Here is a 16140-nt window from a genome sequence, read left to right on the forward strand (position 1 = left end):
AATAAAACCAACATTCAGCTAAAACTAATCGCTAATGCTTGAATTATCGTACTTTTTACGCAATCGGTTAATTCTAGCCATGAGCTCTGGAGTTGGCTTAGAGTCATACATGTTCGAAAGTGCGATAACCGCATCTCTATTACGACCTAGTTTTTCGTAAACTGCGGCTTGAATCGAAAAAACTTGTCGTTCCGCATCTTCTACATCTTTCGTATTTACTTGGAGTGAAACCGCCTTTGCATTTTCAGCCTCGGCCAGTGCCTCTTGATAGTTCTCTTGTAAATACTCACAGTAGGCAAGAAAGATAACACTCTTCCAAACTGGCTTTGACTTTTGCTCAAAAGTTAGTTTTCGTCCGTATTCACATGCTAACTTCGGCTTGTCTAATACTAAGTAGTTACCAGCTATAAGCCGCAAGGCCATACTATAAATTTGGCCGTTTCCTAAACTATCTTTTAGCGACAAAATTTCTTTATAAGCATTGATGCCTAAATCGTATTCCTCGATTTGATCATACCGTTGCCCCACCTCTATTAGAAACATCCCTTTAACGTATCCGGCTATATTGTCATCACTTTTAATATCTAAAATAGTATTAAATACCTTTTCATTATCGCCTTCATCAATCGCCGCAAAAACTAAATCAAGTTGAGATCGATATGGGCTTAAAGGTGATGGCGAGGCTAGTGCTATTTCAAAGCTAACCAATGTGAGTAATGCAATGTAAGCGACAAAAAGATATTTTTTTAGGTTTATATTCAATCTCAAAATCCGATTTGTGAATGGCAGAAATGAGTATTTAAGACTCATTCAATTATGTCAATACGAGCGGGTGAAAGTTGCCCAAAGCGTGCTCTCAGCGAATTCGCCTCCCAGCGTAGCAGCTGATAATTTTCACTAACCCTTTGAATTCGGCGAGACAAAAGGAAAAGGTAAAAACTCTCTCCAGCATATCTGGGCAGTACGTGCTGGAGTTTAAATCCAGCCCATCTCGCGAAGTAACGCAACTTTAGAACGGGCAACCGGCACGCACTCACCCGAGACTAGTTGGATTACATAGTCACGCTCCTGCTTTGTTACACTAGACACTGCAGCGCGCGCAACCCACCAAGAACGATGCACTTGGATTCCATCGAGACCCTTCAATTGAGCAACTTGCTCACGGAATTTGCCACGTCGAATCTTAGTTCCTTCTGCAGTGGTGAGCAGGATGTAATGTTCTTGCGCCTGCACCGTTAGTATTTCTGAGGCTGGTCTATTCGCGGCGATGTTCTTAGAGTGGTTTTGCTGGGAACTAACGAATCGATCTAGTAACAGAGCACCGCCGCCAAGAATAAAGACTGGCGCTATCAAAAAGAGGACGAACTCAAAATATGGATCGTGGCTTTTCGGGAGTAATGGTGTGTATTTCAATAGGGCTAATTCGGCGGCGCAAAGGAACGATGTTAAGGTGAGAGTGACGGCTTCTGCAACCACCGGTAATGGGAGCCTTGGTTGAATAAAGCCGAAAATAATGCGCGTTTGTACAACGATCAAGCCAACAATAATTGACCACATAGCAAGCCGCAGGGGAAAACCAATATTGTCGGTGGCATACGCTCTTCCCATCACCAAAAGCGATACAAGCAAAGCGGCATAGCCAATTTGGAGTGGCCAATTCTTGAAAACTAAATATTTCAGACCATTCATGACATATTCAGACCATTCAAGAAATAAGGTTTTAAGTTCATTGCTCACCGCCATAGAGTAAGCACATCCTCAACTCAGACTAGCAAATTTAAAACTCTATGAAAAACTTTCTCTGTATTTGTTCTGCGCTATGCTTGCTTAGCTTTAACCATCAAACTCTAGCGCAAGCGCGTGGTGAAATACCTGCATACGCTCACTTTGGTGATAAAAAAACTGCTTCTATTGATGACTTTATTACCCAATATCAGACCGCTTGGCGTGAACTCGACGCAAGCTCATTCGCCAAAATGCACTCTAAAGACACTGAATGGACAAACGCTTTCGCGCGAATTTTTCGTGGCCGCGAGGCACTCGAGATTTTCGTTAAAGAAAGATTATTCCCACAGTTTGCACAAATGCAAAGTAACATTGACACGTTAGACCTGCATGCAATCTCAAGTAGAATTCTGTCGGACTCTGCGGCCGTTCTTCATCTTTATACTGACCTAGGAACACCCACTGATCAAAGCGTGCGTCGTGTTCATTTTCACTTGGTGTTGGCCAACAATGGTGGCGAATGGGAGATTGTTCACACGGCGATTATGGATCCGCGACAGTAACCATCTCGGCAGCCACAAAAAAGCCCGGCTAAAACCGGGCTTTTTCAGAGTAATTGCAGTTGGCTATCTAGCAACTCTGGCTCTTCTACTATGGTAGAGCCTCTGCCCCAAAGCACGTTCACAGGCTCTTAGTTGCTAAGCAGTCATTCAAGACTTGAGTTACTTTCTTGATCTTTCGGAACCTAGTTCTCAAAACTTAGGTTGGTAAACTCCGAGACAACAATCGACGGTGCCTGCGCAAAGTAATCATACAATTCGTCATAACTGGAAAGATAACTGTTCGCAGTAGACTTAGCGAGTGACTGCCCTTGTTCAACTACTGCAATATGATCAAACTCTACGATATTCAAACCTTTTGACCATAGGACGATTGAAACCGCTTCGCAATTTTCGGGCACACTCACTTCGACATTGAACCGATTCCACAAATCGTTTTGATTAGCATGCCCTGCCGATGTTGGTATATGTTTGTAGATACGCCGTTTTTCATACTGACCCTCCTCCATATGCAGGAACACCCAAATACCAAAATCGGCAATTGCATTAGAACGCCTCATCTCTTCAGCGAATAACTCACGCTGCAACTTCGAGCTCAGGAGCAGGTTTTCTTCGTACCACGCTCTATACTTATTAGCCATGTCCTCATTGAAATTAACCATTCTCATTTCAAATTTCTCTCTGTCTGATTCAGCAACCTTTTCATCGAACAGTTCTTCCAGTTTTAAAAAATCAGGAGTGGTACTTTTTGCAAACCCTGAGATGTGAAGGTGTTTCCCTTGGAGCTTATTAGGCACTATGGTTTGAATCAAATAGGCTTCGTGTCGAAAGAGGTCATAAAACGAGCTGGAGTCATTTTCAAAGTCTAGCTCGGTACTGTCGATAATAAGTAAATTATCTCCATCCTGAGAATCGGTTGATCGCGCGACTTCTACTCTAGAACTCGACACATTGTAAAACGTCCATGCATCCAGATCTGCTGTCAGAGCATCAGATGACCAACAGCCAAGCCACAATATTGTTATCAAGCACTTCAAAACTTCAGTTCACGAGTAAATAAGCATCTATTTCGTCCCAACAAATATTCCTATTTTTTTGCACGAATTATGCAGCAACTTAGTGAACATCGAATTTCCGTACTGACCATTCCACAGGCAGTCATTTGGCGCAAAATTGCCCTTTATAGTCCAGTGTTGTCTTAAAGGGCTCTGATCCCTTAAGATTACTTTGCGGCCATTCAATGAAGAGGCAATGGCAACGCAAGACACCGTACCTGCGTTTAACGACTTGCACCGTAAAACACGTTGTTGGTGATTAGCAGATTGCCGCTACAGCCCTTTTTCGTCAAGGAGCTTGTCTAGATTCTCCAGAAAGTTCAGGTATGCCCTTTCATAAGCCAGTTTCCAATTAGCGTCACTTGCAACCTGTCCCTTATTGATACCATAGCCTGTCACATCGACAGTTACATTTTCGGAAGATGAGTCAAATTCAATTTGAGTTTGCAAATCTGACTCAAAACTAACCGACCACATCCCCGGTGAAAACCAAGCCCAAAATTTCGCTATGTCGACAGTGACATGATTAGGGGCATTTTCGTCATCAACTACATTATAGCCACGACTTTCAAAGCCGATAGTTAATAACTCCCGAACTTTGTCTTGAACGGTTTGACCTTCAGGTAGCGCAACGTCACCCATTGCAGCACCATAGCCATTTCTTTGCCGGCCAATCAGGGTTGACAGCTTATCTTGAGAAGTGGCACTTAAATCGCCTTTAACCGAGGGAGTGGAAGGGGCTCGAGGTTTCTGTTCGAACGCCCTTTTGTCGTGTATTTCGGAAATATAGATTGCTCCGGTCACGTTTTTTTCATTACTGTATTGAGGGATATCAAGATCAATATTTCGAGTGCCTGTTACGCATCCAGTTAACGTAAAAATAGCCAGCAGGCATACAATTTGAATTTTTTTCATGGGTTATCCTTTTCTAAAATATTGATGAAATATTAGTGAGCACAAAATTTACGCTGCGAGCCCGCGCTTGTGAAACCCTTCCGAACGAAACGGAGGTGTTTTACGTAACGGCTTTGAGTATTCCACAGCCGGTCATTTGGCGCAAACCTGCCCTAAGCGGACACTCATTAATTTCACTCTGGCCCCATTAATTTCATCGCAACGTACCAAAGCCCCAAAACTTGATGCTTATCTCGAGATAACAAAATTATGGCGCTCCAAGCAACAATTCAACGTCGAACCCAGTAAGGTCGAACTCCTTGATCCAGACTGCAGCGAGGTTGGACGATGTCGTAAGAGGCGCGGCGCCTATGTTGGTTATATACGTTGGGTCTCCTACCAGACCAGAGTCGCAACTATTACACTGAATTTCAATTCGCCAGAGCTCTGAAGTGCTATCGGTCGGAGCAGCAACATCAAAGATTATTTCGTTGTCTCCAGATTCAGGGTAGTAGAAAAAGGAGAACGATTCAGGGATACCAAATCCGCTGACCACTTCTGTTACAGTTACTACTATTTGTTCACCGCCACTTGCTAAAAAACCGTTTGGAAAAGAAATTGTGCCGGTATAACGTGTTCCAGGTTCAAGTGCAATAGGTACTTCAGTTCTGGTATTGACATCAAAGTCACTCGCTCCAAAAAAGTCGGTCGTTCCAGTGACTGTGCTCCAAAAACCACCAGTAGCTAGATCCAATGCGGTACAACCCGATAAACATTTGTACTGAATCTCTCTGGTGACAGCGTCTCCTTCAACTAAAAATGGAAGTTCATAGGGAATGCTGGAAGCGCCCTCTGGAATTGTGACCTCGATTTGACTGGTTTCGATAAATGGGCTACTAAAGTCGAAATCGAGCGGAAAAGTTTGTATTTCGACGGTGACTCCGCCTACTGGCGCAAGCAAGCCTTCTGGCAAAAGCACGTAACCATAGATCGCAGGTTCACCTTGATCACCATCGTCTTCATTCAGCAGTAAACCAATTATACCGCTTAAAGCTGGAGTAAAACCGTTAGAGGGCAAGTTAGATCCTTGCCCATTATTATTTGCTGAATCAGAGCACGATTCTGGTTGGACGTTATTAGTCGGCTCTATATTAAAATTATCAAACAGAACTTCGGAATTTGAACCGGCCGCAAAAAGAATACTCCATTGCACGAACATAGGGTCAAAACTCAAGTAGAAAGACTTGGTACACCAAAGGTTATTTGTGTCCGGCAATGACAATTCCTTTAGCCCAGTGGGTGAGTCATAAAGAATTTCCAAGGACTCGTCAACGTTGTCGAAGCGGTTATCTCTGTTGTATTTGTATTCAAAGGTCACAGTAACCGGTCGATCTACAAAGTATCCGCCAGTAACACCGGTATGCGCAGATTCCTCTATTACCTGAAGCGAAGACCCACCCTGACGATAATCGTCCTTATTCTCTATATAATGATGAGAAAAAGCTTCCCATCTTGTTTCTTCCAAAATCTTATTAATAGGTCCATTCCAAAACTGTGCATCAGCCGTATGTTGGGAAAATATCAAGACTAAGAAAATCACAGCCTTTAGGATCGGGTTATTGGGTTGTTCAATTCCGTTTGGCATGTTTTATCGAGGAATGGCTCATTTATTTCGCCGAAAGTCTAGCACGAAACGAATTGATGGCATAAGAAGAACATCTGAGTACTCCATCAAAAAGTGCGTGCAGACCCCAGCGTTCCTTCTCATGGCCAATGACCGTTTTGAGTTTTACGGACATTGGCTGAAACCTAGCAGTCTAAAACACCAAGATCAGGTTCCAACATTTACCCCTTAGCTTATCAAGTTAACGGATGAATGCACGATATTCCCCAACTAATCAGTTTGTTTGAAGTGCTTTATGGAGAACTCAACACGTTGCTCAACACTCTGCGTTCGTCGATGAGTCAGCCCTTCAATAGCTCGCAGTCTGGGTAGAATCCCCATCCCGTTGGCCATTTGAATGGCTAATCCGGGTCGGGCATTGAGCTCTAGCACCAAGGGGCCACGGTTCTTATCTAATACAATGTCAGCCCCTAAATATCCTAGACCACTCATTTCAAAGCAGGCCGCGGACAAATGCAATAAACGCTCCCAGCCATCAATTTGGATTGCCTTAAGGTCCATGCCAGTATCCGGATGTTTACTCACTGGGCGATCATATTGCACCGCCGATCGCGCAACCCCAGTCGAAATATCCAGTCCGACGCCAACCGCGCCCTGATGCAAATTAGCTTTACCGTCACTAGCATGAGTTGCCAACCGCAGCATCGACATCACTGGGTAGCCTTTAAACACGATCATGCGAATATCCGGCACACCTTCATGACTTAGTCCGTTGAACACCGGGTCAAACTCAATAAGCGCCTCAATCACCGCTACATCCGCCGCTCCGGCCAAACTAAATAATCCAGCGAGAATATTTGAAATATGGCGCACAATTTCATCACGCGAAACGTAATCGCCGCTGGCCTTTTTATAACCATTTTCATCGGAATGAAGAATGACCAAAATGCCCTTTCCGCCGCTACCCTTAGCTGGCTTAATACAAAACCCCTCATGTTGTTCCAAAATTTGGAACACCTCTTCCACATCGTGTTGCATGCGCACCACACCCAATAGGTCAGGCACGGCAATGCCATACTCAAGGGCCAAGGTCTTCGTCTTTAACTTGTTGTCCACATTCGGGAACATAGACCGATCGTTGTAGCGCGATATATAAGCAAAATTGCGCTGATTCATACCCATTACGCCGCGCCGACGTAGCTCGAAGGGATTAGCAAAATTAAACATGATTACGCTTAGTCGTCCGTCATAGGCTTGAAGCGACGAAGCTCTGATAAGCGATAACCGGTGTATTGCCCCATCAGCAGAATCGCGGCCATAATCAATGCGTGTACGCCCAAGAAATTAAACGCCCAATGACGGATCAGTGCATTGTCCATCATAAGATAGGCGATCACCGCCACCAGCAGGCTGCCACCGCCCTGAACTAAAACTTCTTGACCGCCTTCTTCTTCCCACAGAATGGACATCCTCTCGATGGTCCAGGCCATAATAATCATTGGAAAAAAGGTGATGGTAAGTGCATCGGTTAGCCCCAACCTAAAAGCAATAATCGTAAACAGCACGATAATTCCGATCACCACGATGACCACTGCCGATATCCTCGACACCAGCAGTAAATTCAGGTGCGACAAATAGGATCGAATGACTAAGCCGGTTGATACCACCAGCAAAAAGCCCAAGACTCCATTTAATAATTCTGTTTGAATAAACGAAGTCGCAATTAATATTGGCATAAAGGTGCCGCTGCATTTAACGCCGACAATCACGCGTAAAAACACCACCACTAGCGCCCCAATTGGCAACAACAGAATCCCTTTAAATAAATTTTGCTCAGCGATCGGTAAGTTGTACAAACCAAAGTTGAACAGATCGCCATTAGCGAGTTCTGCGTTAGCCGCTTGCAACGCACTACGCGTAACCTGACTGATCGAAAAGGAGATGCTCGAGTTTTCACCACCAACCACATCCAATAACGCGGGCGAATCTTGCAGCCAAATAATAACCGGCAGATCAGGATCTAGGCCTTCAGACTGCAGGTCGAACAACTCCCATTGCTGATTTATGTACACCTGCACTAACGGCACCAACGTCTGGTGTCGACGGCCATCTTCAAGCACCAAACCACCAACTCGCTTAGAGGGTACCGCCGCCATTTCCAGCAACTGCAAAAACACCTCGGTTCGAGAATAACGCGACAACAACATTGCGACGCTTTGATCATCAGACTGCAGCACACTTTCTAACTGCATTACCAACAACTCTCGATTGCCCGACTTTGCGTAAGCATCGTTTAGCAGGGCTTGTGCCGTGGCTTGATAAGGCTCGAGCCAAGGCTCAAACTCGGGCCGTTGAATCGGCTCGTCGACTCGCTCTTGATCACGGTTCTCTTTAAATAAGCCCTGGTAGTACAAGGTTTGTGGACCGGAAACTTGGCGTTTGCTCCAAACCACTTTGGAGTCGGCCGCTTCACGTAGAACATGCACACCATAGGCCGGCGACGCGGTAAACTCTTCGACCAACTCAAACTCAGGGTCTTGCGGAAGGGTTAGCTGCGCACTGACGGCATCATTCTTACCAGTAAAACTGATCTCTGCCTCTATCTGCCACAGGGTAATCTGCTCACCAGTGGTTAACGGCACACCACTTTCGACGTGCCGATAGTAGATGCTGGTCAGACCAACCGCAATCAGCGTAAAGATTAGAAATAGAAATGGGCCTCTGGCTGACAAACTAGTTGCTCCGTAATATCAATTTGCGACTCACATCCACCACCGCTATGTCACGAATAAAGCTTCTACCGATCAAGATTTGATAATCCAAATTTCGTCGGTCCGCGAGATTAAATAATTGCTTCCGGTAGATTTTTCCACCAATTAGCACATCCATCTTGATCTCAAAGCGGTCCTCGGTGATCGAGCCACTTTGTTTAATCCTAACCGTATCAAACACTGGGTATTCGTAGATCTCAGCATCTTTCTTGGTGCTTAAGGTAAAACGAATCCAGTCTTTGCCGTCGCGCTCAAAGGGCTTTAAATTATAAACCCCAAGCGACGATGTATCCGCGCCAGTATCAACCCGCGCGTTGAATCTTAAGTCTTCCTTTATTAATTTGACGCGCTCGACCTCCCCCATTATTAGCTTGCCGTCTTTAACGACTTTGGGAGCTTGCACCGGGCTAACACAACGATCAACAATCTTCGTAGTTTCCTTGACGGTTTCGAGCTTTTTCAATTCTTCAGAAAGAGTACTAATGTTCTTCTGACAGCTTTCTTCAAACGCATCGGCCAAACGACTTTCCATTCCGTCTAAGCGACTTTCCACACGCTCTAATTCGACCGCATATTGCGGGTCAGGATCAAGTTGCGAAATGCAGCCGGATAAGCCGACGGCTATTAAGAGTGGAAGAGTCAGTCTGAACATTGCGGGGTCGTTATTTACTTTTGCAGCTTATGGTATCGACTATTGCAAAAAATGAATAGTGGTAAGCCAATTTAAATAGATGTTAGCGAATGACACAAGACCGTCGTCATCGGCGTGACTAATGTCCATTAGTGGTGAGTTGGTAGCCCGAGGTCGGGAAGTGCACATGCAGAATACCAAATTGCTTAGTGTGGCGTGCAATTACCCAACGACTGTCATCAGCGCCCACCAACAAACCGGTCACGGAGTCGCGCGCATAGTCATTAGGCTCAATACTGACACTTGCGCCAACATCAGGGTGACTTAATAACTCCGCACTTAAGCCTCGCGGCTGACTTTCTAAGGCGGTCTGAAACACGAAATCACGACTGATCTTGGCCTTGTTACCATGACCGAATGCTTTCATTCTAGCTTGCCAAGCCAACGCTTTATCGCAACCATCAAGAAACACTCCCGGCCGGGTCAGGTCAGCAAACCACACTAGATGATAAGCGGCAAAATCGGCTAACGTAGGGGTATCACTAAACAGGAAATCATGGGCCAACAACTGCTGTTCAAGCTCCGCTTTAAATTGATCGAGTCGGACTTCCAAATCACTACGTTTCACACGAGGCATGTTCGATGTTTTGCCTATTCCGGCTCGATCTTTCATCAACTTAACTATCTGCCAAGGCCAGTAGCGCGTAACTAACATCGCAAGTACCGACTTCGGCACGGCGGTCTGCACAATAGCCATAAACCGTTCGGAATAGGTTTGGTCAATGAACGATTGGGCTTGCGAGGAGCAACCAGTGTAAGCTAACTCAGGACGATTGCTAAGTGCCGCAATCTCGGCCGCTATAATCCGTGTATCACAGAATAGATCAGCGCCAATTTGCGCCACAGGAATCCGCCGATAACCGCCAACTAAAGGGTCGACTATTGGCCGAGGTGGCATTGGTGGCGAAATAGCTGATTGCCATGCCAAGCCCGTATAACCGAACATTAAGCGTATTTTTTCAGAATAAGGAGATAAATCATAGTGATGTAAAATCAAGCAGCAACTCCTGGGACTTTAAGTCGGTAGCGGGTCGGTAGAGGTAAGTCGGTAGCGTTAATTATTGTGGTCACACAATAGTTGAAGCCTGAGTATAGCGTATTCCTAGCGGCGGTTAGATCCAACGACCGCTAGCTGTTAGCATGCGCCAGGCGTGCTAGTTGCGCCGTTACTTGCCGCAGATGGCCAGATTTTACCCAGACCTTGGCATCACTACCGCCAACGATTACCTCGAGCTGCGTACCGCACGGCAGTCTTATCCAGCTGGCTTCTCGTAAGCAATGACCATTGACTTGCAATTCACCGTCAAGGACAAACAGCTCGATTCCGTCGGGCCACGCGAAGGTCTGCGTGAAGCCCGCACGCCAATACTGTATCGACACCGACTCGAATTCGTTTTCAAACAACTGATTATGGCTAGTCGCAGACGCTGGAGACTCACTCCCGATACTTGCTGACGCTGAGACTAGTCGTATTTGCTGTGTATCGCTAGGGTCAAACTGCCAGAGCTTAACTAAAATAGTGCATCCTGTTTGTGACCCTGGCGTGTGACTAGTACCCGGCGGATTGCGTACATAAGAACCCGCCGGATAATCACCATGTTCATCTTGAAACACGCCTTCCAACACCAAGAACTCTTCGCCACCGTCATGTCTATGAGCTGAAAATTGGCTAGCCGGAGCGTAACGCACAACCGAGGTAGCACGGGCGACTTCGTCACCAACACGTTCCAGCGGTCGTCGCAGAACACCAGGCATCGGCGAGTTGACCCATTCTTGCTCAGCAGAATGCACCACCGCCAGCGCCTGAAAATCGGCATTAATATCCATAAACAGTCAGCACTACCCAGCGAGTTTCTCGGTATTAACTACTGGACGTCGCGGTACTTTCAGGTACCGCTTCGACCGACCAGCTGCGTGTGACATGCGGGTCCCACAATCGAGAGAACAGTGTTGGCAGGGTCCACACAAATAAAATCATGGCGACAATAATGTACATCACGTAGTGATCGATAAACCACGCGCCCGCGCACAATATCAACAGCGAAATCAATGAGAAGCGAGCGGCTTCTAATCGGGTGCGTTCGCGCTTAACATAAATCTTAGCTTGGGGAACCGCCGCTAAAATTCGCTTTAGTGCATGCGTTTTAACTTTCACATTGAGAAACTCCAGCGAGTGCAGCTCGTCGTCATGCGTCGCATAAATGACATCAGAATTATGATCTGTGCTGATTTGGGTAATCTCGCCCAACGGTAACAACGTGATCTTGCTGTGCTTACTCAAATGCACCAAATCGTTGATTGATCGACCACTTTGAAATGCACCCTGTACGTCACGCAGACATTTTTTATTAATATCAAAACACACTAAGTTGCCTTGATCGATCGCGACCACATATTTGTCGTCAACATCTAACCAACTAGATTCAGTGTAGAAACCTTCTGGCAACTTTTTCTTCGATTCACGAACCAACACAAAGCCCAGCAGCAAGTACATAAAATACGCGGCGCCGCCAGAAAATGGTAATGTCGAAATAGCATAACTGGTGAGTGAGTCATTGCGTTGCTTGGATTTCACTTGATACTCCAAGGCGTGTTCCTCAGGATTGCCAGGCTGATACAACACGGTCAGCTCTTCACCAAGCCCAGACAGCTCAAAAAAATTACTCACATCGATTCTATCTGAAACCGTCTTGCCTTCGGCTTGGAACTCATATGCTAGCCACACGTGATCGCGATAACGCTTGCGCCCTTTTAGGTTTCGATACTCTTCCGTTTCCTCAGTAATCGATAATACAGTAGCGGTCGCCGTGTCAGCGTTGCTGGTCCACTTCAAGGACTCGTGAGACACAAAGCGGGTTAAGCTCGAAATCAGTAACACCGCCAGCACGAAAAAAACCGCGGTAATAATCTGCACCAGAGTTTTTCGTTTTTGACCGGGCGATTTAATAATAGACATGCAAACTCCTTGCAGTGGAAGGTATAGTTTCACTTAATTAGAGTCGGAGTATAGCGTCTGATCTTTTAGTGTCTACTATTGCGGTGATATCACGATGCCGAACTGGGGCTAATCGACGGATGATTTTTGCAACTTCTCGCGCTGTCGTTGATATTCCTCATATTGCATATCACTGCCTTCCAAGCATTCCTCGTAGTCAGATGGAGGCAGTCCTTGGCAAGCTAAACGGTTGTTATACTGAAATGCATCGTATGTTCCCTGAAACGAGCACGCCGACGCAATGAACGCTACTGAACATATGAAAGCGACAAGCTGCAGCCTAATTCGAACAGCGTAAATCTCGCACGATTTCAACATGAGCCCTCGCGTTGTAGATAAGAAATCACCTGATGCATGGCGTTTTTTGCTTTAGCATCGTCTTTGGCCGAGCTTAGAAAATCCAATATTTTATCCACATCGAATAGCTCATCGGAAGGCTCGCACAATTGAATTCCAGTTAGCGTACCTTGCTCTTTTAGCGTTGCGAGCATATCTAAGCCACCACCGACATAAGCTTGTAGAAAAGGATTGTCACGACAGCTTGTGTCATATTCGGCACAAATGCCTTGCACTTGACCGACGGTAAGTGCTTGCGCACTGCAACTTAGCACTACCATAAGTAAGCAAAAAAACGATAGACGTAAATTGAGCCTCATACAAATCCTCTTGATTTGATTACTGTAAAACGATAATTTATAGCTGTTAAGCAATCATTTCAAGGTTTTTATAATGACTAAACAACTTTCTACGATTATTTATTGGGCGTGTCTTATCGCCTTGCTGCTACTGCCAATAGGAGCATGCTATCTATTATTTCAACTACCGATATTGAGCCAGTTAGCACAGCAAAACTTAAACCTGCCAATAAGCTGGGAGTCAGTAAGCCGTGAGCAATGGATAGTGGTGTGGGCGTTGGGCGTGGCCTACGCAAGTATCGGCTGGTTGGGCATCTACTTTCTCCGCATACCATTTACTAACTTTGCCCGCGGTGAGTTATTCACTTACCGAAACACCAAAAATCTGCGTAGCTTTGCTAAATGCCTGCTGGCCCAAACATTATTGACGCCGATATTTCATGCCTGCCTAAGTGTTGTGCTGTCGTGGAATCATCCCGCAGGGCAAAAAATCTTATCCATCACCATGGGCAGCAACGAACTTCGCTCAATTAGCTTAGCGCTGATTATTTGGGTTGTAAGCGATATCTTGCTGGCTGGCGAACAACTAAAACTTGAAAATCAGCAATTCATATAGAGAATCTTATGGCTATTCGTATTCGACTCGACGTGGTTTTAGCTGAAAGACAAATGAAAGGTAAGGAGTTAGCCGAACAAGTCGGCATTACCGAGCAAAACCTGTCATTGCTTCGCACCGGTAAAGTTAAGGGTCTTAGATTCACGACTTTAGACAAAATTTGCCAAATACTGGAATGTCAGCCCGGCGACATATTGTCTTATATTGACGATGACGCTAACTAGCACAGCGACACATGGCAGGCGGCCAGCGTCGCCACTATCCAAACAACAATACACGACTTTAGGCCGTTTCAGCCATAGGCCACGAACCCAAATCAGCAGCGCTTTATCCATTGCGTTACCGGCTTATAAATATATCGTTACCGCTTGTAACATAGACACATTGCGGACACTTGAGTCAGGCATAATAGGCCAAGAATTTAGGTTACTGGACGTCAAACAGACATTCGCCACAGCATGACAACTCTCACTCAAAGCACTCTTCATAGCTCGGCCCTAGCCTTGCTACTAGCCATTGGCTCTCACACTGTGTCGGCGCAAACCGAACCAACTCAGGACCAAGCTGCGAGCGAGTCTAACTCAGCGGCGGTGCCACTCGACAATACGGCGCCAGCTAAAGCAGTTATTGCGCCGACAGCGCCGTTAGACAGCCCTAGCGTTCCGGCCTCGAATGCTGCCAATACCGACCCAAGCACAAGCTCCGAATTAATTCCAACAGCCATTGAGCCAGTAAATTCTGCAACCCAAACGGAAGTCGCATCAGACCCCGTGCTTGCAGAGCAAGCGAGCGCGATAGAAGCCAAGCAAATACTAGAGCCCAGCGGCCCGGTATTAATGCCACTTCATTTACTCGGCACCACGGTTCAACCTAATCAAGCAACGCTATTGCAATGGGAGTTTGAAGCGACGTTTGTTGACGCCTCGGCGCAAGTTCCGGTTCTCGTGGTGAACGGGGCCAACCCCGGTCCGACGCTATGCTTAACCGCCGCCGTACATGGCGATGAATTAAATGGCATCGAAATGGTGCGACGCGTGATCCACTCAGTCGACCCCGAAAAGCTATCTGGCGCGTTAATCGGTGTGCCGATAGTCAACTTACAGGGCTTTCAACGCGCCAATCGCTACTTACCCGATCGACGTGACCTTAATCGCTATTTCCCAGGCCATGTGAAAGGCAGTTACGCATCACGTATAGCGTATTCGTTCTTCACTCAGGTAGTGCAACATTGCGACTTTTTGGTGGACATCCACACGGGTTCTTTGAGCCGCACCAACTTGCCACAAATTCGAGCAAATTTATTAATTCCCGAAGTCGCAGCCTTAGCAGAAAAAATGGGCTCAATCGTTGTGCTGCAAAGCAAGGGCGGGTCAGGCACACTTCGTCGTGCCACCACAGACCTCGGCATTCCGGCAGTCACGCTTGAAGCTGGTGCACCGAATAATTTGCAAAAAGAGGCGGTTGAATCAGGTGTTAAAAGCATCATGAGCGCCATAGATTCGCTAGGGATGACTACTCCCAAGCCATTCTGGAAACGCAGCGAAGAGCCGGTTTTTTATCAATCAACGTGGATCCGTGCACGCAAGGGCGGCATTTTATTTAGCAAGGTCGAGCTAGGTGACTCCGTGCGTAAAGGCAATGTATTAGGTTTACTCAGCGACCCGATCACTAATAAAACCACCAAAATCATCGCGCCGTTCGACGGCAGGGTCATCGGTATGGCCCTGAATCAAGTCATGTATCAAGGCTTTGCTGCGTACCATATTGGCTTAAAATCATCGATCGTTGAAGCAGCCCAACCACCAGAGTTAGTACCAGAAGACATTTCGCTAGAGACCAGCAACGAAACATCAGCGCCGAGCGAGTTAGCGAGCCCAGCAAACGATGCAGAACAACTCATCGACGAGACCGTGCCGAACAATAGTGACAACCCAGTATTGGAGCCAGAGTCAAAACCAAATCCAATCGAAGACATGGCATTACCGACCGCCGATCCTGACGAGTGATCCGTGTATCGCATTTTCACTAGCGGTTTCTAAGCTATACTCAACTATTGAGTATTGAATCGGTTCTAATTGCCATTAGCATGAAACCAACCGCGTCAATTTTTACCTTTTGTTATTTAAATAGAACAAATTATGACTGTACATATTCCAGCTAAAGCGGCATTACTGCTAGCCACGATAACCATTACCGCTATCGATGGCGAACTTGATGCTCACGAAGTCGCCATTATTAATCGTTTAGATGGTTTCACTACTTCGGAAGATTGGGACAGCGCAATTGCGGTCTGGAATGATACGCCGTTAGAGGATTGTATTGCTGTGGTCGCGGCCTCTCTCAATGAAAAGCAACAACGTGTAGCGATGGCAAACATGTTTGATATCGCAATGGCCGACGGTAGGCTTGACGAAGCTGAAAATGTGTTGTTACGTGCCTACGCGAACGCATTCACCGTCAGCGACGAGGACATCGAAAGAATCGTTGATGTCATCACCATTAAGAACGATAAGACAAAATTCTAAACCAGTAAAAAAGAGCGTTTCTGATACGCCCTTTTTCGTTGCACTTCCT

At 46.1% G+C, this 16140-nt stretch carries 17 protein-coding genes; 5 read left to right on the top strand and 12 right to left on the bottom strand.

Annotated elements, in window-relative coordinates:
* Positions 1–24 precede the first annotated feature (24 nt).
* Complete coding sequence (locus tag DFR28_RS11615; RefSeq protein ID WP_147251009.1) at positions 25–762, bottom strand: hypothetical protein; 738 nt, start codon at positions 760–762, stop codon at positions 25–27.
* 213 nt (positions 763–975) lie between these two features.
* Positions 976–1743 carry a LytTR family DNA-binding domain-containing protein gene (locus DFR28_RS11620; RefSeq protein WP_113954473.1) on the bottom strand — a complete coding sequence of 256 codons (768 nt, stop codon included), beginning with the start codon at positions 1741–1743 and terminating at the stop codon, positions 976–978.
* A gap of 44 nt (positions 1744–1787) precedes the next feature.
* Between DFR28_RS11620 and DFR28_RS11625 the strand changes: the two genes are divergently transcribed.
* Complete coding sequence (locus DFR28_RS11625; RefSeq protein ID WP_113954474.1) at positions 1788–2288, top strand: YybH family protein; 501 nt, start codon at positions 1788–1790, stop codon at positions 2286–2288.
* A gap of 182 nt (positions 2289–2470) precedes the next feature.
* Here DFR28_RS11625 and DFR28_RS11630 read toward each other — a convergent pair whose 3' ends face one another.
* The 10 genes from DFR28_RS11630 to DFR28_RS11680 all read right to left on the bottom strand — a co-directional run bounded on the left by DFR28_RS11630 (position 2471) and on the right by DFR28_RS11680 (position 12971).
* Positions 2471–3313 (bottom strand): hypothetical protein, encoded by an 843-nt coding sequence (locus DFR28_RS11630; protein WP_211316969.1) that lies wholly within the window; start codon positions 3311–3313, stop codon positions 2471–2473.
* 300 nt (positions 3314–3613) lie between these two features.
* Positions 3614–4255 (bottom strand): YajG family lipoprotein, encoded by a 642-nt coding sequence (locus DFR28_RS19845; RefSeq protein WP_211316970.1) that lies wholly within the window; start codon positions 4253–4255, stop codon positions 3614–3616.
* A 247-nt stretch (positions 4256–4502) separates the two neighbouring features.
* Positions 4503–5879: a hypothetical protein gene (locus DFR28_RS11640; protein WP_113954476.1), complete on the bottom strand. Its 1377-nt coding sequence runs from the start codon at positions 5877–5879 to the stop codon at positions 4503–4505.
* Positions 5880–6128: 249 nt separating this feature from the next.
* Positions 6129–7085 (bottom strand): alpha-L-glutamate ligase-like protein, encoded by a 957-nt coding sequence (locus tag DFR28_RS11645; protein WP_113954477.1) that lies wholly within the window; start codon positions 7083–7085, stop codon positions 6129–6131.
* An 8-nt stretch (positions 7086–7093) separates the two neighbouring features.
* Entirely contained in the window at positions 7094–8590 is a 1497-nt protein-coding gene (locus DFR28_RS11650) for an inactive transglutaminase family protein (protein ID WP_113954478.1), read from the bottom strand.
* A gap of 1 nt (position 8591) precedes the next feature.
* Entirely contained in the window at positions 8592–9281 is a 690-nt protein-coding gene (locus tag DFR28_RS11655; RefSeq protein WP_113954479.1) for an ATP-dependent zinc protease family protein, read from the bottom strand.
* 118 nt (positions 9282–9399) lie between these two features.
* A complete protein-coding gene (locus DFR28_RS11660; protein WP_147251011.1) occupies positions 9400–10317 on the bottom strand; it encodes a glutathione S-transferase family protein in 918 nt (305 codons plus the stop codon).
* 131 nt (positions 10318–10448) lie between these two features.
* Entirely contained in the window at positions 10449–11147 is a 699-nt protein-coding gene (locus DFR28_RS11665) for a cupin domain-containing protein (protein WP_113954481.1), read from the bottom strand.
* A gap of 34 nt (positions 11148–11181) precedes the next feature.
* Positions 11182–12276, bottom strand: a complete 1095-nt coding sequence (locus tag DFR28_RS11670) for a DUF3592 domain-containing protein (protein ID WP_113954482.1) — start codon at positions 12274–12276, stop codon at positions 11182–11184.
* Between the two features lie 350 nt (positions 12277–12626).
* Positions 12627–12971, bottom strand: coding sequence for a hypothetical protein (locus tag DFR28_RS11680; protein ID WP_147251012.1), 345 nt, complete (start codon positions 12969–12971; stop codon positions 12627–12629).
* 73 nt (positions 12972–13044) lie between these two features.
* Between DFR28_RS11680 and DFR28_RS11685 the strand changes: the two genes are divergently transcribed.
* The 4 genes from DFR28_RS11685 (at position 13045) to DFR28_RS11700 (ending at position 16091) form a co-directional block, all read left to right on the top strand.
* On the top strand, positions 13045–13566 hold the full coding sequence (locus DFR28_RS11685; protein WP_113954485.1) for a DUF2975 domain-containing protein: 522 nt from the start codon (positions 13045–13047) through the stop codon (positions 13564–13566).
* Positions 13567–13574: 8 nt separating this feature from the next.
* Positions 13575–13790 carry a helix-turn-helix domain-containing protein gene (locus DFR28_RS11690; protein WP_113954486.1) on the top strand — a complete coding sequence of 72 codons (216 nt, stop codon included), beginning with the start codon at positions 13575–13577 and terminating at the stop codon, positions 13788–13790.
* Between the two features lie 234 nt (positions 13791–14024).
* A complete protein-coding gene (locus DFR28_RS11695; protein ID WP_113954487.1) occupies positions 14025–15572 on the top strand; it encodes a succinylglutamate desuccinylase/aspartoacylase family protein in 1548 nt (515 codons plus the stop codon).
* 132 nt (positions 15573–15704) lie between these two features.
* On the top strand, positions 15705–16091 hold the full coding sequence (locus tag DFR28_RS11700; protein ID WP_113954488.1) for a tellurite resistance TerB family protein: 387 nt from the start codon (positions 15705–15707) through the stop codon (positions 16089–16091).
* Positions 16092–16140: the final 49 nt, after the last annotated feature.

Source organism: Arenicella xantha (assembly GCF_003315245.1).
Lineage (GTDB): Bacteria > Pseudomonadota > Gammaproteobacteria > Arenicellales > Arenicellaceae > Arenicella > Arenicella xantha.